This window comes from Porphyromonas levii DSM 23370, assembly GCF_000379925.1.
GTDB classification, from domain to species: domain Bacteria; phylum Bacteroidota; class Bacteroidia; order Bacteroidales; family Porphyromonadaceae; genus Porphyromonas_A; species Porphyromonas_A levii.
Genome location: NZ_KB904241.1, coordinates 1 through 22,644, shown reverse-complemented (window position 1 = coordinate 22,644; position 22,644 = coordinate 1). Strand labels below are relative to the sequence as shown.

Annotated in this window: 19 protein-coding genes and 1 pseudogene; 1 reads left to right on the top strand and 19 read right to left on the bottom strand. The window is 48.9% G+C overall.

Annotated elements, in window-relative coordinates:
- Window positions 1–2: 2 nt before the first annotated feature.
- From A3GG_RS0103765 to tgt, 12 genes and pseudogenes are all read right to left on the bottom strand, one after another.
- Window positions 3–902 carry a hypothetical protein gene (locus A3GG_RS0103765; RefSeq protein ID WP_018357985.1) on the bottom strand — a complete coding sequence of 300 codons (900 nt, stop codon included), beginning with the start codon at window positions 900–902 and terminating at the stop codon, window positions 3–5.
- A 16-nt stretch (window positions 903–918) separates the two neighbouring features.
- Window positions 919–1,581 (bottom strand): DUF3256 family protein, encoded by a 663-nt coding sequence (locus A3GG_RS0103760; RefSeq protein WP_018357984.1) that lies wholly within the window; start codon window positions 1,579–1,581, stop codon window positions 919–921.
- Window positions 1,581–2,984, bottom strand: coding sequence for a glycoside hydrolase family 125 protein (locus tag A3GG_RS0103755; protein WP_018357983.1), 1,404 nt, complete (start codon window positions 2,982–2,984; stop codon window positions 1,581–1,583). The genes A3GG_RS0103760 and A3GG_RS0103755 overlap by 1 nt, the downstream gene beginning before the upstream one ends.
- Window positions 2,985–3,003: 19 nt before the next feature.
- Window positions 3,004–4,422, bottom strand: a complete 1,419-nt coding sequence (locus A3GG_RS0103750; RefSeq protein WP_018357982.1) for a PDZ domain-containing protein — start codon at window positions 4,420–4,422, stop codon at window positions 3,004–3,006.
- A gap of 73 nt (window positions 4,423–4,495) precedes the next feature.
- Window positions 4,496–4,659, bottom strand: a pseudogene (locus A3GG_RS13820) (DNA damage-inducible protein D); the annotation flags it as partial.
- Window positions 4,660–5,106: 447 nt separating this feature from the next.
- Window positions 5,107–6,303, bottom strand: coding sequence for an acetate kinase (locus tag A3GG_RS0103745; protein WP_018357981.1), 1,197 nt, complete (start codon window positions 6,301–6,303; stop codon window positions 5,107–5,109).
- Between the two features lie 34 nt (window positions 6,304–6,337).
- Window positions 6,338–7,354, bottom strand: a complete 1,017-nt coding sequence (gene pta, locus A3GG_RS0103740; protein ID WP_018357980.1) for a phosphate acetyltransferase — start codon at window positions 7,352–7,354, stop codon at window positions 6,338–6,340.
- A 188-nt stretch (window positions 7,355–7,542) separates the two neighbouring features.
- Complete coding sequence (gene tpx, locus A3GG_RS0103735; protein ID WP_018357979.1) at window positions 7,543–8,043, bottom strand: thiol peroxidase; 501 nt, start codon at window positions 8,041–8,043, stop codon at window positions 7,543–7,545.
- A gap of 69 nt (window positions 8,044–8,112) precedes the next feature.
- Window positions 8,113–8,589 carry a low molecular weight protein-tyrosine-phosphatase gene (locus A3GG_RS0103730; RefSeq protein WP_018357978.1) on the bottom strand — a complete coding sequence of 159 codons (477 nt, stop codon included), beginning with the start codon at window positions 8,587–8,589 and terminating at the stop codon, window positions 8,113–8,115.
- 10 nt (window positions 8,590–8,599) lie between these two features.
- On the bottom strand, window positions 8,600–10,804 hold the full coding sequence (locus tag A3GG_RS0103725) for a primosomal protein N' family DNA-binding protein (RefSeq protein ID WP_018357977.1): 2,205 nt from the start codon (window positions 10,802–10,804) through the stop codon (window positions 8,600–8,602).
- A 2-nt stretch (window positions 10,805–10,806) separates the two neighbouring features.
- Window positions 10,807–11,913: an LptF/LptG family permease gene (locus A3GG_RS0103720; protein ID WP_018357976.1), complete on the bottom strand. Its 1,107-nt coding sequence runs from the start codon at window positions 11,911–11,913 to the stop codon at window positions 10,807–10,809.
- A gap of 6 nt (window positions 11,914–11,919) precedes the next feature.
- A complete protein-coding gene (gene tgt, locus A3GG_RS0103715) occupies window positions 11,920–13,050 on the bottom strand; it encodes a tRNA guanosine(34) transglycosylase Tgt (protein ID WP_026215599.1) in 1,131 nt (376 codons plus the stop codon).
- A 711-nt stretch (window positions 13,051–13,761) separates the two neighbouring features.
- On the opposite strand from tgt, the gene A3GG_RS13335 reads away from it, so the two are divergent.
- A complete protein-coding gene (locus A3GG_RS13335; RefSeq protein WP_156808664.1) occupies window positions 13,762–13,944 on the top strand; it encodes a hypothetical protein in 183 nt (60 codons plus the stop codon).
- Between the two features lie 114 nt (window positions 13,945–14,058).
- Here the strand turns inward: A3GG_RS13335 and A3GG_RS0103700 are convergent, their stop codons facing one another.
- The 7 genes from A3GG_RS0103700 to A3GG_RS0103670 all read right to left on the bottom strand — a co-directional run bounded on the left by A3GG_RS0103700 (window position 14,059) and on the right by A3GG_RS0103670 (window position 22,235).
- Window positions 14,059–14,946: a DNA-methyltransferase gene (locus A3GG_RS0103700; protein WP_018357972.1), complete on the bottom strand. Its 888-nt coding sequence runs from the start codon at window positions 14,944–14,946 to the stop codon at window positions 14,059–14,061.
- On the bottom strand, window positions 14,927–15,781 hold the full coding sequence (locus tag A3GG_RS11770) for a type II restriction endonuclease (protein ID WP_018357971.1): 855 nt from the start codon (window positions 15,779–15,781) through the stop codon (window positions 14,927–14,929). Before A3GG_RS11770 ends, A3GG_RS0103700 begins: the two co-directional genes overlap by 20 nt.
- On the bottom strand, window positions 15,765–16,763 hold the full coding sequence (locus tag A3GG_RS0103690) for a DNA adenine methylase (protein WP_018357970.1): 999 nt from the start codon (window positions 16,761–16,763) through the stop codon (window positions 15,765–15,767). The genes A3GG_RS11770 and A3GG_RS0103690 overlap by 17 nt, the downstream gene beginning before the upstream one ends.
- Window positions 16,764–16,934: 171 nt before the next feature.
- Window positions 16,935–17,735 carry a nitrilase-related carbon-nitrogen hydrolase gene (locus A3GG_RS0103685; RefSeq protein WP_026215598.1) on the bottom strand — a complete coding sequence of 267 codons (801 nt, stop codon included), beginning with the start codon at window positions 17,733–17,735 and terminating at the stop codon, window positions 16,935–16,937.
- A complete protein-coding gene (locus A3GG_RS0103680; RefSeq protein WP_018357968.1) occupies window positions 17,732–18,313 on the bottom strand; it encodes a 1-acyl-sn-glycerol-3-phosphate acyltransferase in 582 nt (193 codons plus the stop codon). Before A3GG_RS0103680 ends, A3GG_RS0103685 begins: the two co-directional genes overlap by 4 nt.
- The gene (locus tag A3GG_RS11765) at window positions 18,310–18,978 is read right to left on the bottom strand and encodes a polysaccharide deacetylase family protein (protein WP_018357967.1); all 669 of its coding nucleotides are present in this window, start codon (window positions 18,976–18,978) and stop codon (window positions 18,310–18,312) included. The genes A3GG_RS0103680 and A3GG_RS11765 overlap by 4 nt, the downstream gene beginning before the upstream one ends.
- Complete coding sequence (locus A3GG_RS0103670; RefSeq protein WP_018357966.1) at window positions 18,978–22,235, bottom strand: protein O-mannosyl-transferase family; 3,258 nt, start codon at window positions 22,233–22,235, stop codon at window positions 18,978–18,980. Before A3GG_RS0103670 ends, A3GG_RS11765 begins: the two co-directional genes overlap by 1 nt.
- Between the last annotated feature and the right edge of the window lie 409 nt (window positions 22,236–22,644).

Below are 22,644 nucleotides of genomic sequence, written 5' to 3'. Positions count from 1 at the left end.
TATTACCCAAGTGAAAAGTTGAATCTTCCGATGATATAACCATCGGCAAATAGCTCTACTCTATAACTACCTTCGATGAGGTACTCCTCTATATTCCAATACATGGTGACGGAGGTCGACTCCCCGCCATACTCTATTTGCCTCTTGATGGAGTAGGGTACGCTACTGCCTTCAAAGCTGAAGGTACCGCTCTCTGAGGGCTTTTGTAGAAGGACATCGTCGGGCGTGGAGATACGCATATAGATGTCTCGGAAGCCGGGCTTAGCCGTTACGTTCTTCTCAATCGTGAAGGTAAACTGTAGCTGCTTCATATTGTGGATGCGCTTCGTCTCCCTCCCGCGTGAATTGAGGGGCGTAACCTTGAATCCCGATGCCGAGAGCTTACTTGCCAAGGTGACCTGTTCGGTGAGCTTCTCTTTCTCTTGGCGGAGCTGAGAGCGCTCCGATGCCACTTGGCTTACCTGCTCAGTGAGATCTTTATTCTCCGAACGTAGCTGTTCATTGGCGCGGTTGAGGGAGTCAATTTGCACCACATAGTGTCTCAGCACCTTGCGAAGCGTCTCTAGTTCGCGCTTGAGTTCTAGTATACGCTGAGCATTGGAGCTCTTAACCGTCCGCAGTTCCTCCATTAGGCGTTGTACCTTAGCCTGTTCGCTCTCGAGCTGCTGTAGAATCGAGTCGTTCTTGACCTCTATCTTGAAGCCCTCGTACTGGAGTGCCACCTCGTTGTACTCATCTTGTAGCGCTTGCTTCTCAAGCTCGGCTATCGCCTGAATATCCTGTATCTGCCCGCGCTGATTGATGATAGTATAAATGCCTATCCCTATTAGCCCCACTAGTAGAATAGCGCCTACAATCATGAGCGCTTTGCGCTGTCTTGCTTTATCCTCAGTATTGCTCATTGGTACGTCTTGCTTATTATCTCTCCTTTCTTAGCTGACCACGTTGCCATTGGTATAGTACTCCACTTGCCTTGAACCACTTGGTGGCTTCGGGGTATAGCGATTGCGTCATCGGCTCCTCGAAGCTCGTTACCTCTATCTTCAGTACATCCGAGCCCTCTACCCAGCTGTATCGGTAGCTGAGTGCCCCAATGGTGCTCAGTATCTTCTTTGTACTATTGAGTTGTATTTGCGCTGGGTCGCTAAAGAAGTCTGCCACTTCGGGATGCTGAAAGTACTTCTCCTCAGGCATTCTCTTCCACTCCTGATCATAGAGCGCTAGCACCGACTGCTCCGGTACCACCTTACTGGTAAATATCAAACCTATAAGGTAGCTCTTGCGGTCTAGGTAGAGCCTACGCATCTGTAGGGAGGTCTGGGTGTCGAGCTTTACTTCGGCAAAGTCGTCAGAGAGTGCGGTGATTGCCGAATAACCATTGAAGCTATTGCGTACTTCGGCGGGTGCTTCGCCCTTTTGCCGCTTGTCGAAGTTGTCCACGAGCTGTGCCCTCGCCTCCTTAGTAAGCACAGGCACTACCTGCTGTGGCATGCCGAGGAATAGCTGACGCATGTTATCGGACTGCGCCATCGCCACGAGAGAAAGCCCGAGTGCGGTGATATAGAGTAGTATTCTCCTCATTATTTTAGATTGTTGAGTAGATTGATTTTGCCTTCATCCACGAGGTGAAGCACTAGTTCGCCAAAGAGAGAGTTTTGCCAAGCGAACCATGCTCTAGTAAACTTCGTGGCGTCATCCTTGTGGAAAGACTCGTGCATAAAGCCAGTACCGGCATCGGTATCCAATAGCATCTGCATGCAGAGGGCAATCTCTGCATCGCTTTGAGAGGTGAATGCCCGCATCATTATGCTCATAGGCCATATCATATCATAGCCTACATGTGGTCCGCCGATACCCTCTCCTACTTTCCCCTTGAAGAAATAGGGATTGTCATCGCTCAGAACGAAGCGACGAGTGTTCTGATAAATAGGGTCGTCGAGCTCTACGTCCCCGAGGTAAGCCATCCCCAAGAGGCTAGGCACATTGGCATCGTCCATCAGGTTGTGGTTGCCAAATCCGTCTACCTCATAGGCATATATGCTACCATACTTAGGGTGGTTGTAGACCGCGTAATTCTGGAGTGCCTCTGCCACTTCATTGCCTAGGGCACGACACTCAGTTGCTAGTGCCACTGCTCCATTCACTACCTCGAGTATCTCCGCTGCCTTACGCAGAGAAGCCACAGCCATGAAGTTGCTTGGCACGAGGAACTGGTAGTGGGTGGAGTCGTCGCTTGGGCGGAAAGCGCTCGCAATCAGCCCCATAGGCTTCACTGGTTCGCCCCAGCCGATATTGCTCTTACCGTCGGTGCTCCTATCTGTAACACGGAGAAAACAATAGCTCCCCTTGCCCTCCTTGCGCTGCTGGTCGCGAAACGTTGCCAGCACCCTCTGTATCGCCTCCAGCCAGTTCTGGTCAAATACCGAGGTGTCTCCCGTCTCCTTCCAGTACTGGTAAGCCAAGCGGATAGGGTAGCATAGTGAGTCTATCTCCCACTTACGTTCGTGCACCCCTGGGAGCATGAGCGTGTTGTCGCTCTTCCAGTGCGACTCTTTCGGTCCATCGAGAAAAGCATTAGCAAAGGGGTCGAGTATTATCTGCTTTAGTTGCATCCTGATAACTCCCTCCAGCATGCTCCGCACCTTGGCATCGCTATGAGCGTACCTAAGGTAAGGCCACACTTGGGCGCCGCTATCCCTGAGCCACATGGCTGCGATATCGCCAGTGAATACAAAAGTCTCTGGCTTGCCCTCTGCATCTAGCCTATAGTGCACCGTGGTGTCGAGCGTATTGGGTAAGCAGTTGCCTACCATCCAGCTCAGCTTCTCGTGCGTTATTAGGTTTTGCAGGCGTACTATATCTGCCTCAACTACAGCCGAAGAGAAGAGCCTGTCACTTAGCTTGGGTCGCTTCGACTGGAAGTCTCCAGCCAAAGCGACCATTGCCATAGCTCCAAGGGCAATCCCAAGAAGTACTTTTCTCATCCCCTTCCTACTCCCTCGTTTAGTATAGTTCCACGTAATCGTGGGCAATCATCTTAGGCTTGACCATAATAGGCTCTACAGAGTCACCGCGCTTCACCTCTAGGATAATATCCTGGATGATAGGATTGTGTACATAGCTTCTGTGGCTAAATAGGTAGCTAAATGCCGACTTGTACGAAGGGTTCTGAATCATATCAGACACTTCTTGGTACTTATCCATGCGCCAGTAGCGGTTGTTCTGGAAACCATCATTGGATGGGAAACGGGTGGTTTCATCCCTGAGGTCGAAGCTCTTCTCTATAAAGTTGAAGTAATGATCCGTAACGGCCTTTACCGACTTCTCCAGAGGCAGTCCGTTGATAGATACAATCCTATCGCCTGCCTGTATACCCGCCTTCTCGGCAGGGCTATTCTTATCCACCCATAGCACACGCTGTAGGTCATTAGCATCTAGGTAGATACCAATAGCTCTATGGGTATTCTTGTGCATCACAAATGATGGGTTATTCAGATAGCGTACAAATGGGAAGTTGCTCATCAGTAGTGGTGCGAAGTATTGCATATAGCGCTCAGAGCTATAGGAGCCATTGAGCTTCTCTTTGGCAGTGCCGCTCCATATCTTGGTATTGTTGGCTGCATCGAAGATATCCACCTCAATTGTCAGATGGTGCATGCCGGTGAAGCTAGGGGCGTTGATACTAAGGAATGGGAATTGCTCTACCTCAAACTTCGCAAGATTTATGCGGTAGTTCTTTAGTCCCATCTCTACATCGCTCTCGGCACCTTCCCTATAAGATGGATTGGCTTCGAGCTTAGAGTGAATGCTCACGAGGAGGTCGCCCCCCTTTTCCTTGTAAACTAGCCCCTTGCGCTTTAGTTCGGTCTGCACAGTGCGCTCCTCAGGCGTGAGACGATTGGCGTTGGTAAAGCTGAAGCTCTTGTACTTGATGAAGTCTACCTCGGCAGGTGTATTGTAGCTGAAAGGCATAGTGAACCTGCGGTCTGTCACATCTTCCAAACTATACATATTGAATGAGCGTGCCAAAACAGCCTCAGAGAGCGCATCGATAGGGATACACCTCTTCTTGAGTGTTACAGGCTTGGACTGGTAGGCGAAGTTGCTAATAGTAAGCTCTACACTGCCTTCGTTGGGGTTGAGGAGCATTGCCGTCATCTCCTCCTCGCTAATCTCCAGAGTACTAAAGCCATTAACCGTCTCGATGATATCCCCCATGCGGAGACCTGCCTCATCGGCTGGCGAGCCAGGAAATACCTCTGCCACTACTGCCCGAGAATCGCCCCAATTGGGCTGATAGCTAATCTGGTAGAGAAAGCCCACCTCGCATCTGGTAGTTGCTACGCCCATCTTTTGTGCCGAAGCACTTAAACCAATAAGCCCCAGCATAGCTGTGAGCAATATCTTCCTAAGTCTGTTCATATCCTAAATAGTTATTAATAGTCCACTTAATGCCCAAAGTTACAAAAAACCTACAAATTGATGCTAGGCAAGCGGCACTACTACCCAAATCTACCATTTTCGTGACTTCACGAAAATGGTCATCCACATTGATGTCCTGTGACTTGCACGAGGCGACTGCCCGATGTATGGCAACGAGAAAGTTCTCCCAGGAGAATAGCCCAATATCGTTTGCAATTCGCGTGCAAACCAAACTTTGGTGAGGCTTCTTAAAGTTGTAGAACTTTATCCACTTCCTATAGCTCTATAAGTGCGAAATGGTGATGGATAGTTATAAAAGTATAGTACTCCCCGCCCTGATCAGTCATCGCTCATGCCATCCTCCGATACCCTATATCAGTGAAATTTATTCCTAGGAATAAATTTATTTATTTGTACAGATAAATTTATTTATCTCTAGGAATAAATTTCGGTGCTCGCCTGAGTCGCGATGGGCGCTCGCCTGAGTCGCGATGGGTGCTCGCCTGAGTGCATTTGTCAATGATGCAAGATGCTGTAAAACTGAGGTATAGGTGGTTGTCCAATAAATCAATAGCCACGACCCTACTAGTGGGGTCGTGGCTATTGATTTATTGGCAGTTGCCTATTTGAGTGAAGGGCGAGTAGCGTCCTAACTTGGACTTTTCCCCCCTCCGCTCTCTCAATTTACTGTACGAGAGAAAGGGTATCGCGAGCGATGAGCAGCTCTTCGTCGGTAGGTACAATCATCACCTTTACCTTGCTCTTATCGGTAGAGAGGACGACTTCCTTACCCCTTACAGAGTTGTTGAGCTCCTTATCGATTTCGATGCCTGCGTACTCCATGTCGGTGCAGACAAACTCGCGGGTAGATGCTTGATTCTCACCCACACCTCCTGTGAAGATGATCGCATCAGCGCCATTGAGGGCTGCGAGGTAAGCACCTACGTACTTTTTGATACGATACTCATACATGTGGAGGGTAAGCTTAGCGCGCTCATTGCCCTCAGCGATGGCATTCTCTAGGTCACGCATATCGCTAGAAATCTCTGAGAAACCAGCTACACCAGACTCCTTATTCACGAGCTTGCTAAGCCCCTTCACGTCGAGACCCTCTTGCTCCATAATGAATACGAGAGCACCTGGGTCTACGTCTCCACTGCGGGTACCCATCATAAGACCTTCGGTAGGGGTCAGACCCATAGAGGTATCGATGACCTTCCCGCCCTTGATAGCTGCGATAGAACCACCGTTACCGATATGGCATGTGATGAGCTTGGCCGTATTGTAGTCTAGCCCAAGGATTTCGCAAGCACGCTTGCTTACGTAGCGGTGGCTAGTACCGTGGAAACCATAGCGGCGTACCTTGAGGTCGCGATACATACGGTAGGGCAATGCATACATGTATGCGTATGGCTCCATAGTCTGGTGGAATGCGGTATCGAATACGGCTACTTGCTTAGCATTTGGAAGGAGCTTCGTGGTAGCCTCTACCCCCTTGATATTTGCAGGGTTGTGGAGGGGTGCTAGCACGATAAGGTCTTCTACAGCCTTGAGTACTTCATCGGTGATAACCACGCTCTGGCTAAACTTCTCGCCGCCATGCACCATACGGTGACCTACAGCGCCAATCTCGTCGTAGCTCTTGATGAAACCATACTCTGGGTTGACCAATGTATCGAGGATGAGCTGAACTGCCTCCTTCTGGGTAGGCATATTGTGCTCTATAGTCACTTTCTCACCGTCCGACTTCTTAAACTTGAGGAAAGAGTCGGGTAGTCCTACTTTCTCTACACCACCACTGGTGATCTCTGACTCGTTGCTCATGTCGTAGAGCTTGTACTTTACGGACGAGCTACCGCAGTTGAGAACCAAAATCTTCATATAAATAACGTTGTATAGTATTGATTAATCGGTATTACTTATTGAGGGCTGCAGTAGCCTGATTGCTGGTGATGGCAACCATGTAGTAGATATCCTCTACAGAGCAACCACGGCTCAGGTCATTGACTGGCATAGCGATACCCTGTAGGATAGGACCAATTGCCTCGGCACCACCTAGGCGCTGTACCATCTTGTAGCCAATGTTGCCTGCCTGTAGGTCTGGGAAGATAAGCACGTTAGCGGCACCGGCTACCTTGCTACCTGGAGCCTTTGAAGCGCCAGTCTTAGGGTCTAGTGCAGCATCGAGCTGTAGTTCGCCATCGAGGTCTAGCTCGGGTGCCATGCCTTGTGCTATCTTGGTTGCCTCCACTACCTTGTCTACGTTTTCGTGCTTAGCACTGCCCTTGGTGCTGAAGCTGAGCATAGCTACCTTAGGGTTCTCTATACCAGCGAGTACCTTAGCTGTACCTGCAGAAGAGACCGCAATCTGTGCTAGCTCCTCAGCTGTTGGGCTTGGCATTACAGCGCAGTCACCGCACACGATGATACCATCCTGTCCGTACTGGTGTGCCTTAGTGATGAGGATAAATGCACCGCTCACGACCTTGATACCTGGCGCAGTCTTGATGATCTGCAGTGCAGGGCGGAGTACGTTGCCGGTAGTATTGAGTGCACCAGCTACCTCACCATCTGCATCACCAGCCTTCATCATAAGGCTTGCGAGGTATAGTGGATCCTCAGCTAGCTTAGTAGCCTCTTCCATTGTCATTCCCTTGGCTTTGCGTAGCTCAAAGAGGATGTTGGCATACTCAGCTTTCTTAGGGTTGCTCTTAGGGCACAATAGGGTAGCGCCCTTGGCGATGTGGATGAGTCCTAGATCGGCAGCCTTAGCCTTTATTTCTTCGGGGTTGCCAATTAGGATAATCTCTGCTACACCCTCGCCGATGAGGCGGTCAGCAGCACGGAGTGTACGCTCCTCTAGTCCTTCGGGTAGCACGATACGGCGCTGATTGGCCTTGGCGCTAGCTACGATCTTCTCAAGTAGTTGCATAATTTGAGTGATGTAAGTATGTGTGTGTATTACTATTATTTCATGGTTGTGCCACAAAGTTACCAAAAAAGATATAATGGGAGGGGCTTTGTGCCAAAGAGCGACCATAATAGCCGCTTATAGATAAAAAATAACCCCCTCCGCTCTGGCTGTGCCAGTGTACAGAGGGGGTTATTCGTTTGTCTCAATTACTTGAGTGCGTCTAGTGCTGCATCGTAATTTGGCTCTTCTCCGATCTCAGGTACGAGCTGGGTATAGATGAGCTTGCCAGCCTCGTCTACTACTACGATAGAGCGAGCCTGCAGACCAGCTAGCGGTCCATCAATCATCTCTACACCGTAGTTCTCTCCGAACTTCTCGCAGCGGAAGAGAGAAGCGGTTACGACCTTATCGATACCCTCAGCACCGCAGAAGCGAGAGAGTGCGAAAGGAAGATCCTCAGAAATACCAAGCACTACGGTATTCTCAGCCTCTGATGCACGCTTATTGAATGTGCGTACACTCTGAGCGCATACCCCTGTGTCGATGCTAGGGAAGATGTTGAGGACTACGCGCTGACCACGGAAGTCTGAGAGCTTCTTCTCTGAAAGGTCTCCGAGTACAATCTTGAAGTCTGGTGCCTCGCTACCTACCTTTGGTAGCTCGCCCATTGTATTAATCGGGTTGCCACCCAATGTTACTTTAGCCATAATGTCTGTTTCTTTTGTCGTTAATAAATATATCGCCTACTTTTTAAACAGCCAAAAGGATAAAGTGGTTCACTTTTGTAGCTGTTGGCGTAGTAGATTTTCTACCGATGCTTCGAGTAGGTCGAGCACCAGCTCAAACCCTCTAGCTCCGCCATAGTAGGGATCGGGGACATAGTCGAGCATCTCACCCTCAGGGAAATACTCACGCATCTTCACTATCTTGCGGCTCTCCTCCAATCCTGGTGCACGGTGGTAGAGTTCGGTAGCATTGGCATCGTCCATGGCCACGATAAGGTCAAAAGTATAGAAGTCTTCTGTCTCTATCTCACGGCTACGGCTAGTGAGATCGTAACCTCGCTCTTGTGCTGCCCTCCGCGTGCGAGGGTCGGGCAGTTCTCCAGCATGCATGCTGTGGAGACCGGCGGAGTCTATCTCAAAGTAGTCTTCCCAGCCCCGCTCCTTGATGATATGGAGCGCTATGCCTTCGGCAGAGGGGCTTCGGCAAATATTGCCTAGACAAACGAATAGTATTTTAGTCTTCTTCATCTATCTTGTGTTATAATGGATCTACATCGTAATACATATACATCTTAGGCCCTCTATACTCTGCGAGTAGAGGGTCGAGTGTAGCGTGCAGGAGTTGGCGCACGCTCGAGGAGGGGAGCGTGAGCAGGACAAAGAGTGTTACCTTATAGCCTACAGAGGTTTGCTTTTTGTGCAAAGGCATAGGGGCTGGACCAAAGATGGTTGCCTGAGGTAATACCTGCCGAAGTAGCTCTATGGCTCTCCCTGCGAGGGCGAAGGCTTCGGCTTGTGCAGCGCTCTCGAAATAGACATCGATGTGGCGCGAGAAGGGAGGGAACTGCACCAGGTGTCGCTCCTCGAGTTCGTGGTCGAGCATTTCTTGGTAATTGCCACGCACAAAGGCGGTGAGTGCATTGGGCTCTTCGGCGAAGTGCTGAATGACCATACGTTGGAGCTTGAGGGCTTCGTCGCGACACTTAGTGAGGAAGCGATAGGTATGCTCATTGGCTCTGTAGTCGGGGAGCGTGCCTAGGAGATCGAGCTGTACAATTCCCACTGTAGTTGCCTCCTGTAGGAGAGCTAGTGGCGGCTCGAACCTAGAGGATAGGACTATCTGTGGAAGGCGAGACCGTCTATCTATCTCCTCCTCAAGCTTTATCACTATGCCTGGGTAGAACTCCTCCATCGCTCTCCTTAGGCGTTCGATCCCAGTGCCCTCGAGCTGCATCCCACTCGCACCGCACTCAGGACAGTGGGTAGGCAGAGGTTGGTAGTGACCGCAGACCCCACACACCAGCATCTTGGATTGCTCCATATACCTTAGCGTGGTATGGCATTGGGGGCACTTTGGGACTGCTTCGCACTTGGGGCAAGTAGCCCTACGGGCAAAGCCTTTGCGCTGATAGAGGAGGAGTGCTAATCCTTGCTCCTCTATGGCCTCGCGGATGGCACCCATCAGTTCGAAAGAGAGCATTCGTGCCTGAACCCTATTCTCCTCAAATGCTTTAGACATCCACACTGTCTGTAGCCGTATCTCCCTAGAGCTATTTGGCGTTTCCACAAAGCTATAGCGCTTCTGTAGTGCTTGGGTATAGCTCTCTACCGAGGGGGTGGAGGAGATGAGCAAGGTCTGGGTATGTGTGAAGTGCGCCAGCATCAGTGCCACATGGGTAGCGGTAAAGCGGGGTGCAGGCTCAAACTGTCGGTAGCCAATGTCTTCCTCATCTACCACTACAACGGTTTTCAGCTGTGCCAAAGGCAGCCATACTGCGGCTCTTAGCCCTATGTATAGTCCGCTCTCTCCCTGTAGAGCCGAGAGCCAAGAGGAGCGACGCTCCTTCTCGCTGGAGGAAGAGGAGTAGGCAAATAGCCTATCACCGAAGTAGAGTTTCAACTTAGGTAATACCGCTTTAAGCGCAACAATATCTGGGAGGAGTAGGAGTGCCTGTCCGCCCTTTGTCAGCACCCTCTGTAGGTAATCGATAGGGATGCGTGCCTCTGTATGGCTTCCAGGGGCGTGTAGAAGTAAAATATTATTCCCGCCCACCCGTACTAGAGGCGATAGCGTGTCGCCAGCTCTTTTGGTGGGGAGTAGAGCATCCTCTCGCACCTCGGTGGCAAGGAGTTCACGCTCCTCAAGTGCTCCTATCTTGCGGAGCTTGCCTACGACAGAGGCTGAGACCTCTAGCCACTCACCGATTTCCTTGATGCTCATCGGTGCCCTGTCTCCCTCCTTGTAGTGGGTGAGTATGAAGTGGAGTGCTCTAGTCACTGCCGTGCTCCCTCTTTGGCTACTGAGGAGATGTGCTTGGAAGCGCTCTTCGCTAACGAACTTCTTGGAGGGGAGCCAACCTTTTAGGGTTAATGCTGCCTTAGTGGTGCGCTCCTCTTGGGTGCCATCGGGGCGAAAGCCTATCTGTACAGCTGCCACCAAAATATCCCCTAGGCTACACATGTAGTACTGTGCAGCCCATTGCCAAAGCTCGAGAATGGCTGAGGGGATAGGGGGATAAGGGAGTACCTTGATAACCTCTTTTAGGCGCCGCCCAGGCTCTGGGGCTTCTCTACTTTGCCCTAGTACTACGCCGGTGTAGCTCTTCTTCGGACCAAAAGGCACGGTCACGAGCTTGCCTACGAGCTGAGGGACCCCCAGATCTTCTACCTCGAGCCGGTAGGTATATACTGGCTGCGACAGAGGTAGAGGCATCAGCACATTGAGATAGAGATAGTAGTCCATCTTTATCTCGGAGCCTTGAGGTAAAGGGCAAAGGCGATAGGGGTGTAGATGAGGTTGGGGAGCCAAGCCGCTACCAGAGGTGTGAGGGCGCCACTAATGGCATAAGCACTCGAGATGGTAAAGAGTAGGATATAGGCAAAGGCGAGAAATAGACCTATCGCCATATTGAAGCCTAGTCCACCTTTGACCTTTCGTGCTGAGAGTGAGACGCCAATGATGGTGAGAATGAATGCTGCCATTATGGAGGCATATCGTCTATAATACTCTACCTGAAACGCCTGTATATTGCCCACACCACGATTCTTTTGCTGTGCTATGTAGGTGGAGAGTTCTGTATTGGTTAGCTGTTCGCCATCTTCTCTTGAGATAAGGAGATCGGCAGGGGTGAGGATAAGGAGCGTATCGAGCTGTGCACCGTATTCGTTGTGCTCTTTGAGTCCCTCAAAGGTGCGAATCTGATAGTCATAGACTGTCCAGTGGTGCAGACTATCGTAACTGATGCGTGGCGCAGTGAGTTGGCTCACGAGCGTATTATCCACAAACTTCTGTAGCGAGAAGTTGTACCCCATATTCTCTCTGGAGTCGAAAGTACTAAAGTAGACAATCTCGCCAGGAGCTACGGCAGCTTGTATGTTCTCGTCGACCTCTACCTTTTGATTCTGCACGTAGGTATTGGTGAAGCTAATCCTCGTCACGTTAAGCCTAGGGATAATCCATCCGCTGAATACAAAGGCAATAACGGCAATGATAGCTGCCGAAATCATATAGGGGCGTAGGATGCGTTTGAAGCTCATCCCCGCTGCTTGCATGGCAATAATCTCGGAGCGTGCTGCTAGCTTACTCGTGAAGAAGACCACCGCAATGAAGATAAAGAGCGGTGCTAGGAGGTTGGCAAAGTAAGGAACTAGAGCCACATAGTACTCGAGGATACGGCTGAGGGGGAGAGCTGGATTCATAAACTCCTCCATCTTCTCCTGGATATCAATGACTACGATAATCAGGAGAATAAGCAATAAGGAGAATACAAACGTGCTGAGGAAGCGCTTGATGATGTACTTGTCTATCCTCGTAATGCCTAGCTTATGGTAAATCTTGTCCCTGAGCCTCATAACCTCTTATCGTCTCTGCTGTAGCTGTGGTAGTACGCCCGCCTTCCACTCGGTATAGTCGCCAGCTATGATGTGTTGCCTAGCTTGGCGAACGAGCTCAAGGTAAAAGGCGAGGTTGTGGATACTCGCTATCTGTAGTCCCAGAATCTCTTCTGAGCGGATGAGGTGCCGGAGATACGCCTTGGTATAGGCATGATCTACAAAACTTGTGCCCTCGGGGTCAAGTGGTGTATGATCGTCTTTCCACTTCTCGTTGCGCATATTCATTGTGCCCTGCCAAGTAAAGAGCTGACCATTACGACCGTTGCGGGTGGGCATGATGCAGTCGAACATGTCTACCCCTCTCTCTATCCCCTCAAGGATATTGGCAGGAGTGCCCACGCCCATTAGGTACCTAGGCTTGTCTTTGGGTAATACCTCATTGACCACCTCTATCATCTCATACATGACTTCGGGAGGTTCGCCAACACTGAGTCCGCCGATGGCATTGCCGTCCGCCCCTAGTTCGGCTACCCTCTCTGCAGCCTCTCGCCTGAGGTCTGCAAAGCCTGCGCCTTGCACGATAGGGAATAGGCTCTGTGGATAGCCATAGAGTGGCTCGGTCTCTGCAAGGCGGTTCTGGCACCGCTTGAGCCAACGCATCGTGAGGTCGAGCGACGTCCTCGCATACTGTCTGTCGCAGTCTCCTGGAGGGCATTCGTCAAACGCCATGATAATATCCGCCCCTATCTCTCTCTGGATATCCATAACGCGCTCAGGGGTGAAGAGGTGCCTAGAGCCATCAATATGGCTCTGAAACTCCGCTCCCTCCTCAGTAATCTTGCGGCGATGCGCAAGGGAGAAGACCTGAAAGCCTCCACTATCGGTGAGCATTGGACCATTCCAGCTATTGAACTTCTGTATCCCACCAGCCCCCTTGATAATCTCTGTGCCCGGGCGAAGGTAGAGGTGGTACGTATTGCCAAGGATAATCTCCGCCTTGATGTCTTCCCTCAGCTCGTGGGCGTGTACCGCCTTAACTGTGCCTACCGTGCCTACAGGCATAAATATTGGCGTATGCACCTCACCATGTGGCGTGTGCAATACTCCAGCTCTTGCCGACGACCGTGCGTCGCTATGTTCTATCTCAAATCTCATAAGTGAGCAAAGATACCATTTTTGCGTGAGTGTTACGTATGAGATACGCATGAGCAATGGAATAAGATAAGAGACCTTTTCAGCCCCTGTATCGTAGCCTTATATTCGGCTGCACCAATATCTAAAACCAATCTTCTTATGCAGCCCTTTGTGCCAATACCCTCACCTGTCGCTGTTGGTGCAACCATGCTTTTCGGGGAGGGGGTGGCGCGCAACTGGGGGGAGGGGACTGTGTGACCTCCGGATGGTCTATAGTCGACGAGCTTTGGCTTTATTGTTTTTGGGAAAATACTTTTCCCCCGTGAGGGGGTTAGGGGGAGTTCTTTTTTCTTTAATTCTTATACTTCTTATATTGTGTCCCATCGTTGTCCCTCCGCTATCCCATCCCGTTGTAGGCACATGCCGTAATCGTCTGCAAATGAAATCGTAGCGTTCTCCCATTCGCTGTCCCAATTTTGCCCTTTTTTTAATCGTATTTCCGCATCTTCTCTCCTCGACTTTTACAGGACTATCGGTGCAAAAGTATTATTCCCTCCACCCAAATTGCGGGGAAGCCCCCTCTAGTTTTTTTCAATAATAATATCTATCTTTGCTGTCCTAGGGAATCTAAGTGTGTATGCGTACGTAAAGAAAATAACTTCGGCAATGAATAGTAATACGACAACAAAAGACTCGTCAAAAACAAAACCCAAACGGTCATTCTTTAGAGATTTGACATGTAAACAGTTGCTGTTTGCGTGTGTATACGCTGTGGTGACCTCCGTGGTAGGAGTGTCGCTCATGAGTGTGCTGTATGACGTGAAAGTCAACTTTACCTATGCGCTTATCCTTACGGCATGGTTCTTCTTGACTATCATTCTCTTCCTCTATATCAAGCATAACTCAAAGAAATAACCTCATAGGTATGCTGGATCTTTTTTCCATCGTTGAACCAACAATATGCGATGAGAAATTGATCAACTTCTCACCGCATATTTCTTTGGCTATTTTTACTTTCGAATCTAGTAGTTACTCAAATGGAAACTTCCCATATGAGGAGGAAGGCAACTCATTAACCTCCATTGGAGTGGTAATTTGACTGTTAGCTATTTGCAAGTCGTCAATGTGTTGACTTAGGTTCTCCTTTTCCGATGGATTGTCAAGGGCTTTCCTTCTAGCTACTGATAGTTCGCAATACTCTACTTCTTGCTCTATCCCGGCAAATCGTCTATCACAAAGATTAGCAGCAATTCCTGTAGTACTACTTCCACTAAAGGGATCTAATACCCAATCTCCTGGATGTGTAGAAGCTAGGATGGTGCGTATCAATAATCTGAGGGGTTTCTGAGTTGGATGTTTGCCAAAACTCTTCTCCCATTTTCCAATAGCAGGCATCTTCCACACATCTGTCATTTGCTTCCCTTCGTTAATTTCCTTCATTAGTTCATAGTTGAATTTATGAGGAACCTTTTCGTTCTTTCTTGCCCATATTATGAATTCAGTTGAATAGGTGAAGAATCTACGAGAGATGTTGGGTGGTGGATTTGACTTTTGCCATGTAATAACATTTAGGATCCTATAGCCGAGTTCGACCAGACAATTGGCAACAGCAAAGATATTGTGATACGTCCCACTAATCCAAATTGTGCCATTATCTTTGAGTTTGTCCCGACAGAGAGAAAGCCACTCCCTATTAAAGTTTACAATCTCTTTTTGACTTCGGCCCTTATCCCATTCGCCTTTATCTACACATACAACTTTTCCGCTTTGTATGGATATTCCACCATTGGATAAGAAATAGGGAGGGTCGGCAAAAATCATATCGAACTCAAAGTCGAACTGAGTTAGCAGTTCGAAAGAATTCCCTTTTGCAAGAAGGAAATCATTGTTTGATGACTTATAATAACTGTGTATCATCTTCTTCTAATTCCTGCCTTACTTGGTCGCAGAAGGTCTGAATACAGGTGAGATTATATACATGGGGTATTGTGTAATAAGCTTCTTGCAATTTATTTCGAGCGCTTTGCCAGCCAATGCCATCAGTTATCCAGACAAATTCAAAGTCGTTTAGGCGGTTGATTTTAGGAGCTAAGTCAGAATAAGCTCTAGCGACTTCATTCAGTTTGGATCCACCACCACTATAGAAGTTTACTTCTATAAGGTAGGTTTTTCTCGGGGTCTGAATCATGTAGTCAAATCTCTTCTTATCGGTTCCTAGTTCTTTTTGGAGTCCGTCCCATTTGTTTGATAGTACTTCTTTGGAAAAAGCTAAGCCATTCTTTGTGAAAATACTGTCAATTTGGTTCTCCATTACTTTTCCACTACGGTTTTTGCGAGTATTGCTATCTAAGCCTACCTCCACACCAAATACATAATCTACGAGATTAAGGACTTTGCTTTGGCGGAATAAATCTGCCAATCCTGTTGTTTCTAGGTATTCAATTACTTTCTCAGGACTAGAGAAGAACTCGTTAAGAAATAAGACATTATCATTATTGTCGATGACGCGCTCCTTTCTTGATTCTCTAATCGCAATGAGGATACTCAGAACGTTAAAAGCACTTTTGTCTCGCTCCCATATTAGTTCTACACCCTCTTTTAAGTTGCTAATGCCTATTAAGCTGTTTAACATGTGTAGACTAAGTCTGACAGAATCAACTTTTCGTTCTATATTACCAAAATTAGTATAGAAGTCAAGCGTTCTATTTGTTTTTTGTAATTGACTCATGAAGAGTTCAAAATCTTTTTCCATACGCACTTTCTTCTTCTGATATGCCGATGTATTCTGTATTGTCAAAACTGACGATATTAGGTATAATCGTGTGTCGTTGATTATCATAATTGCGAATGACTATTTCAGAGAGCTGTCCTCTTTTGCTTGGATTCGCATTTATACTTCTCGTAGCGAGGACTCGTTGGATATCGTAATTGCAGTATAACTTGTCAAAGAAACCATTCCCTTCCCCCTCACTTTGGTCATCAGAGTTGCTGAGCATAATAGCGTAACCCTTTTTGTCAATGAGATCGCAATATTGCTTCAGCCTTATCTGTGCACTATCATTAAATGAGTCCTTGGTGTAATCAACAAAGCTTGATGTATTACTAATGGGTCGATATGGAGGATCCATATAAAAGAAAGTAGATCCCTCTGCCTCTTGTATTGTGGCTTCAAAGTCACCATTTAAGATAGTTACTCTTTGGAGGAGTTCGCTATCTGCCAAAATAGTCTCAGTATCACATATCTTGGGAGAAACATAGCGCCCAAAGGGGACATTAAATTCACCAGATCTATTGACCCTATACAGCCCATTGAAGCAAGTGCGATTTAAGAAGATAAACATGCTACTGCGATCTACATTATCCTGACCTCGCTGGTTGTATTTTGCACGAATATGGAGGTAATACTGTTTCCTATCAACCTCATTCATCAGAAGGTACTCTTTCTCTATAGCGCTTAGTCTGTTTATTAATTCTATAGGATTATCTCGCACAATGTTGTAGCAGTTGATGAGGTCAGTATTGATGTCATTAATGACAGCTTTATTAATATTAGGATAGGTCTGCAACATATGAAAGAGCATAGCTCCACCTCCAACAAATGGTTCGATATATGTTACCTCTTTCCACTTGCGGAATTCATAAGGTAGGAGGTTGTCTAGCTGGTTAATTAGCTGTCGTTTGCCACCGACCCATTTTATAAAAGGCTTGGCTTTATCTTTCTGTATAATACTCATAAACTATTGCAAAAGGGCTGACATAAAATTCTTATGTCAAAATTACCCATATTATTCTATTCATGTACGTTCTTGCACGAATAATTCAAGCAAGGGGAGCCATTCGTGACAAGGAGGGAAGAAGCAGATACAAGGATAGGATGGTATATCTAGCTGATATTTTCGCTCATACTAGTAAAGGGTGAAGGGGTCGGCATCGGGGAGGAGCGGGAAGCGGGAGCGACTCTTGGTAAGCTCTTCTAGGGATAGGTTGTAGGAGAGGAGGGTCTCTACTGCTTCTTTGCTCTCTGCAAGACTGTCACCTAGGTCGTCGAGGATAAAGGAGTAGCCTGGGTATTGAAGCTTGGGGTGCGGTGTGCCCACTCTATTTGTGGCTACGAGGTAGCACTGATTCTCTATGGCTCTAGCACGGAGAAGACGTTCCCAAGCGATGTGCCTTGGGCGAGGCCAATTGGCGGAGAGCAGCAAAAGGTCGTAGTCCCCGAGGGAGGGGTCTTGGCGGAGCCATACAGGAAACCGAAGGTCGTAGCAAGTGGATAAGCGGATATTCCACCCACGATAGGTGACTTGCACCCGCTCCTCGCCTGCCTCAAATAGCTTGGACTCTCCTCCGTAGCCAAAGAGGTGTCGCTTCAGGTACCGGGTCTCTGTGCCATCGGGCGTGATGAAGAGACCTGTATTGGCGGGTTTGCCACTCGGTTGTAGTTCAATAAGGGAGCCATAGATAGCGGCATTGTACTGCTTCGCCACTTGGTGCATAGCGGTTCGCCCTGCTTCGTACGCTTTGCAGAAATACGCTTCGGTAAGCTCCTCTACCTTGGTCACAAAACCTGTCGTCCACATCTCGGGCAGTACAAGGAGGTCGAAGGTAGCACCTTCTATAAGCTCCCATAGATGTGCCACATTCGCTTCTATATCCATGTGTTGCTGCTCCATCTGTAGGGCAGCTACTCTGAGGGATGGACTAGTCATAGGTCTACGAAGTTTTTGGGGAATTTAGCCATCGAACTATGGTAGTGCTTCCGGATATCCAGTACTGCGGCATCTACATTGGGGTTATCAGCTGGGAGGGTTAGGAAGATTCCGACCTCCTTCTTGGAGTAATCAATCTTGGCAAGCTGTACGGGTATCCCTGCTTCCATAGCAATACGGTAGAAGCCTGTCTTCCATCGCTCCCGTGCTTTGCGTGTGCCTTCGGGGGTGATGGCAATATGCAATTGATCGGCTTTGCGAAGCATCTCTATGGCTTGCTCTACCGAAGATGCTCCAGACTTTCTATCTACAGGTAGCCCTCCGAGAGCCTTGAATATTAGATTGAAGGGGAAGAAAAACCACTCTTTCTTAATCAGAAAGCGAGGCGTAATCCCTGTGCCGAGCGACTTATAGTAGAGGTAGCCGATGAGGAAGTCGAGGTTGGAGGTGTGGGGGGCTACACATACCACACTTCGGGGTTCAAAGTGTGTAGTCGTGATAGGCTTCCAACCTAGCCACTGGAGCAATCGTCCCGCTAGGTTCACTTTCCCTTGGATATTATTCTTAGGTGCGTTCATATAACTTCGTTGATAGAATGGTCTGAGAGCGTTTCGCTACGCCCCGAGAGGGTCTTGAACTGATAGCCCTCCTCCTTCAGATAATCAATGGCTCTCGGTAGTGCGTAGCGTAGATTGCGCTCGCTCTTGAGTGAGTCATGAAAAACGACGATAGAGCCGTCTCGGGTGTAGCGCTTTACGGTACCCAGTACATCTTGCGGCGACATCCACTTGGAGTAATCCCGAGTCACAACATCCCACATCACTACTTGGAAGTGGTCGCGCAGGGCTGAGAGCTGTCGCCACCCGAGGTGCCCATGTGGCGGTCGGAAGAGTGGCGATTGGATAAGGGCATCTGCCTGGAGCGTATCACGCAGGTAGGTATGCGTGCTACTGGGCATACCTTGAAGGTGGTGGTAGGTATGATTGCCTACGGTGTGCCCTTCCTCTAGGATGCGCTCGAAAATAGGTCTAAACCGCCATACATTTTCGCCCACACAAAAGAAAGTAGCCTGTACTCCTTTGCTGGCGAGGAGGTCTAGCACCCAAGGGGTAACCTCGGGGATAGGACCATCGTCAAATGTGAGGTACACCGAGGGTTGCGCCTCCCCAGGGAGACTAGGGATGCGCCATACAGTGCCAGGGAAGAGTCTGCGGTATAGCCTAGGGGGCTGCTCTATGATCATTATCCTTGGATGGTCTTATAGATCTGGAGAAACGCCTGCTGGTACTGCGCTATCCTCTCGCCATACTGCTCTTTGAGCTTACTATCCTGGCTCTCGCATAGTCTCATGGTCTCGGTGAGCACCAGTACCCCATCTTGGATAGCTGGGAGGCTATTGATAAGTAGCTCTGGCTTGAGGCGGAGGAACCAGTCTAGTTCTTTCAGTTTGCTCTCAATCACCATGCTCGCTATCCTATCGGCCTCCTCTTTCAGACCCGTGAGGTAATAGGCCTCTACTAGAGGGAGAGAGGTGACAGAGTGTGGCATATTCTCCTCCAGTATCGCTTGCTCCGAAAGTCGGAGTACCTGTTTTGCCCTTTCGAGATCGCCCTTTAGCGCAAGCCCCCTAGCGAGCGGAGCAAATATCATACTGCGGTAGGTCTCCACCTGCTTACGACTATTTTCATCGAAGTAAGTGCCAGGTTTATCCGCACCACCCCAGCGATACTTCTCGGTTACATTGCGGTACATCCGCTCGAGATCTACCTCTGTGCCTGTACCGCGCACCTCAATAGGTAGGATTTGGTACGCCATACCGGTCTGGCGGAAGTTCTTGCTCATCCCAATCCTTTGGTCTTCACCCACCGTGATAGCGTAGTACATAGGGCGCTCAAATCGGTTCGTCTCCATCATATCTAGTATGATAAGTTCATGGCGACCGAGGTACTGCTTCTTGCTGAAGTCGAAGATCATCTCCGGTTTGTGGATAAAGGTGGTGTCGCCTTGCTGTAGCGTGCCATTCTGCACCAGCTTATCCACATCATAAGGGATAGATAGATACTCTGCTGGGAGGTAGTCGATAGGCTGCGCAATACGTGGTACTGTCTTGAACCTAGGGTCGTCCGAGGCTATGAAGTCGAGCCCCGTGCGCATAGGGATAGTGTCGGTGGTATTGGGGATAACATACGCCACAAGTCGTTTCTCGCCACCATACTGCTCGGGTGTCCATGAGATAGGGAGCGGTGCAGAATCGTACTGCTGGCGCTTCATCTGGTCAATATACCAGTCTGCCTGTAGGTAGCTAGTATTGGTTACCTTGATATCGGTGCGTACCCCCTCTACTTCCTGAGCGTACCAGAGCGGGAAGGTATCATTATCTCCGTTGCAGAAGATAATGGCATCCTTTTCGCAGCTCTCGAGGTAGTTATTACCGAAGTCGGAGGCGAGACTACGACCATGGCGGTCATGGTCATCGTAGTTTTGCTGAAGCACGAGACCCACTACCGCAAGCCCCACGAGGGTGAAGGCACCAGCAATAGCTGGTTGTTCTTTCTTGCCCTTAACGACCATCGCATAGAGGGCAGGTACAGCCATACCAATCCATATAGCAAAGGCGTAGAACGACCCAGCATAGGAGTAGTCGCGCTCTCGTACTTGGTAAGGCGGTTGGTTCACATAGAGCACAATGGCAAGACCCGTCATGAAGAATAGCCCGAGGATAATCCAGAAGTTCTCTCGCTCACGTCTGCCACCAAGTAGTTGGGCAACAAGTCCGAAGAGTCCTAGAATGAGAGGGAGCATAAAGTAGCGATTGTGCCCCTTATTGTTGGTCACAAAGTCGGGCATATTATCCTGAGGGCCGAGGAAGATAGCATCCACAAAAGGAATGCCGGTAATCCAATTGCCCTTGTGTATCTCTCCTTGTCCTAAGAGGTCATTCTGGCGTCCACTGAAGTTCCATAGGAAGTAGCGCCAGTACATATAATTGACTTGGTAGCTAAAGAAGTAGCGGAGGTTCTCCATGAAGGTAGGGATGACTACCGTACGTGTCTGCCCACGCTCGTTGATAGTGATGGTCTTGCCTTCCACATTACCCCATAGCTCGTAGCCCTGCTTGTAGTGGGGCAGCATATTGCTATACATACGGGGGAAGAAGGTTTTCATATCGCTGCGGTACACGATCTCCTCACTCTCGCTAGCAACATACTTATTCCCTTCACGGCGGTAGGTTGTGGTCTTGGTCGTCTTTGCCTTGCCATTGCTGTCGTAGTCGGGGAGCGACGCATAAGTCTGCCCGTATATCCGAGGGGTATTGCCGTATTGCTCTCTGGAGAGATAATAGCGAAGCGCAAATACATCCGAAGGGTTATTCTGATTCATCGGCACATCGCTATTGGCACGGATGAGGGTGACGCCATAGGTGCTCATACCAAAGAGGAAAAGCATCATGCTCATGGTGCTAATGCTCATGATATGCACGGGGAGTTGCTTAGCCCTGAAGAGGTACGCTGCCAACCCTCCTATCACAAGCACCGGGATAAGCCACCCATCTCCGATGAAGGGGATGCCGATGAGAATAATAGAAGCGAGGAATGCGCCACGCAGCTTCTTATCCTGTACTGGACGACGCAGTGTGAGGTAATAGGTGTAGCCCAAGAGCGCTATCATCAGAAGGAGATAGAATACCAATCCGCTATTGAAGCTCATCCCTAGGGTGTTCACAAAGAAGAGGTCGAAGTAACCTGCCACCTGTGGCACACCCTGCATGATACCAAACATCAGTGCCGCAATAATCACGAAGGAGATGAGTACCGCTATGATACCGCCTTTCCAATTGGGGTGTTCACTTTTGCGGAAATAGTAGATGAGTGCCATGGCAGGGATGGTAAGGAGGTTGAGCAGGTGCACACCCACACTTAGTCCCATGAGGTAAGCAATCACGATAATCCACCGATCGGAAGTAGGTCTATCGGCATTCTCCTCCCACTTGAGCATGAGGTAGAATACCAGTGCAGTGAAGAAGCTACTCATGGAGTAGACCTCTGCCTCTACTGCGCTGTACCAGAAGGTATCGCTAAAGGCGTAGAGAAGCGCAGCTACCATGCCACCACCTAGGTAAAGGATGGCTTGGGTCTTGCTAATGGAGGGAGGAGTGACCCAGCTCCCCTTGAGCCAATCGGCGCGCCTGATGAGGTGCGCTGTAGTGAGGAAAAGGAGCATAATGGTCAGCCCACTGAATACTGCGCTGATGGCATTAGCAGCAATAGCTATCCACGAGCCTCCCGAGGGGAATAGGTTGGATAGCGTATTATATGCCAGCATGTAGAAAGGCGCTCCAGGTGGGTGACCTACCTCCAGCTTGGCAAAGGTCGTGATAAACTCTGGGCAATCCCATACGCTAGCACTCTTCTCCATTGTTACCAGGTAGACTGCTGTGGCGATGAGGAAGGTGAGCCATCCTGTAGCCCGCTCCAATATCTTGTATCTCCTTGTCTCCATCTATATTTAATTAATAGTGTGTACAATACACAGCAAAGATACAAAATAGTGCTGAGTGTGGGGCGCCGTATACTCTATTAATTACCAAAGATAAGTGGCTACATAGGTTTTGCCTACATAGCCACTTATCTTTGGTATATATGAGACTGTTGCACATTCGAGTTTAGACGTTTTTGACTGACCTTTTTTCAGATTTTCGTCTTGTCTAGCTTGAAAAATCGCCTTGTTTTTTGATTATTCTCCTCTGTAAAAGCTCTAAATATGAGCTTTTACAGAGGATTTCTAGTACTTATCTCATAACAAGTGCTCCTCTTATAGAGGCTTCTTCATTTTGCAATAATGTATTGAGGTATAACTGGGGAGCTCTTTTGATGTTGTAGCAAATGGCTTCAAGTATATTTTGTGCATG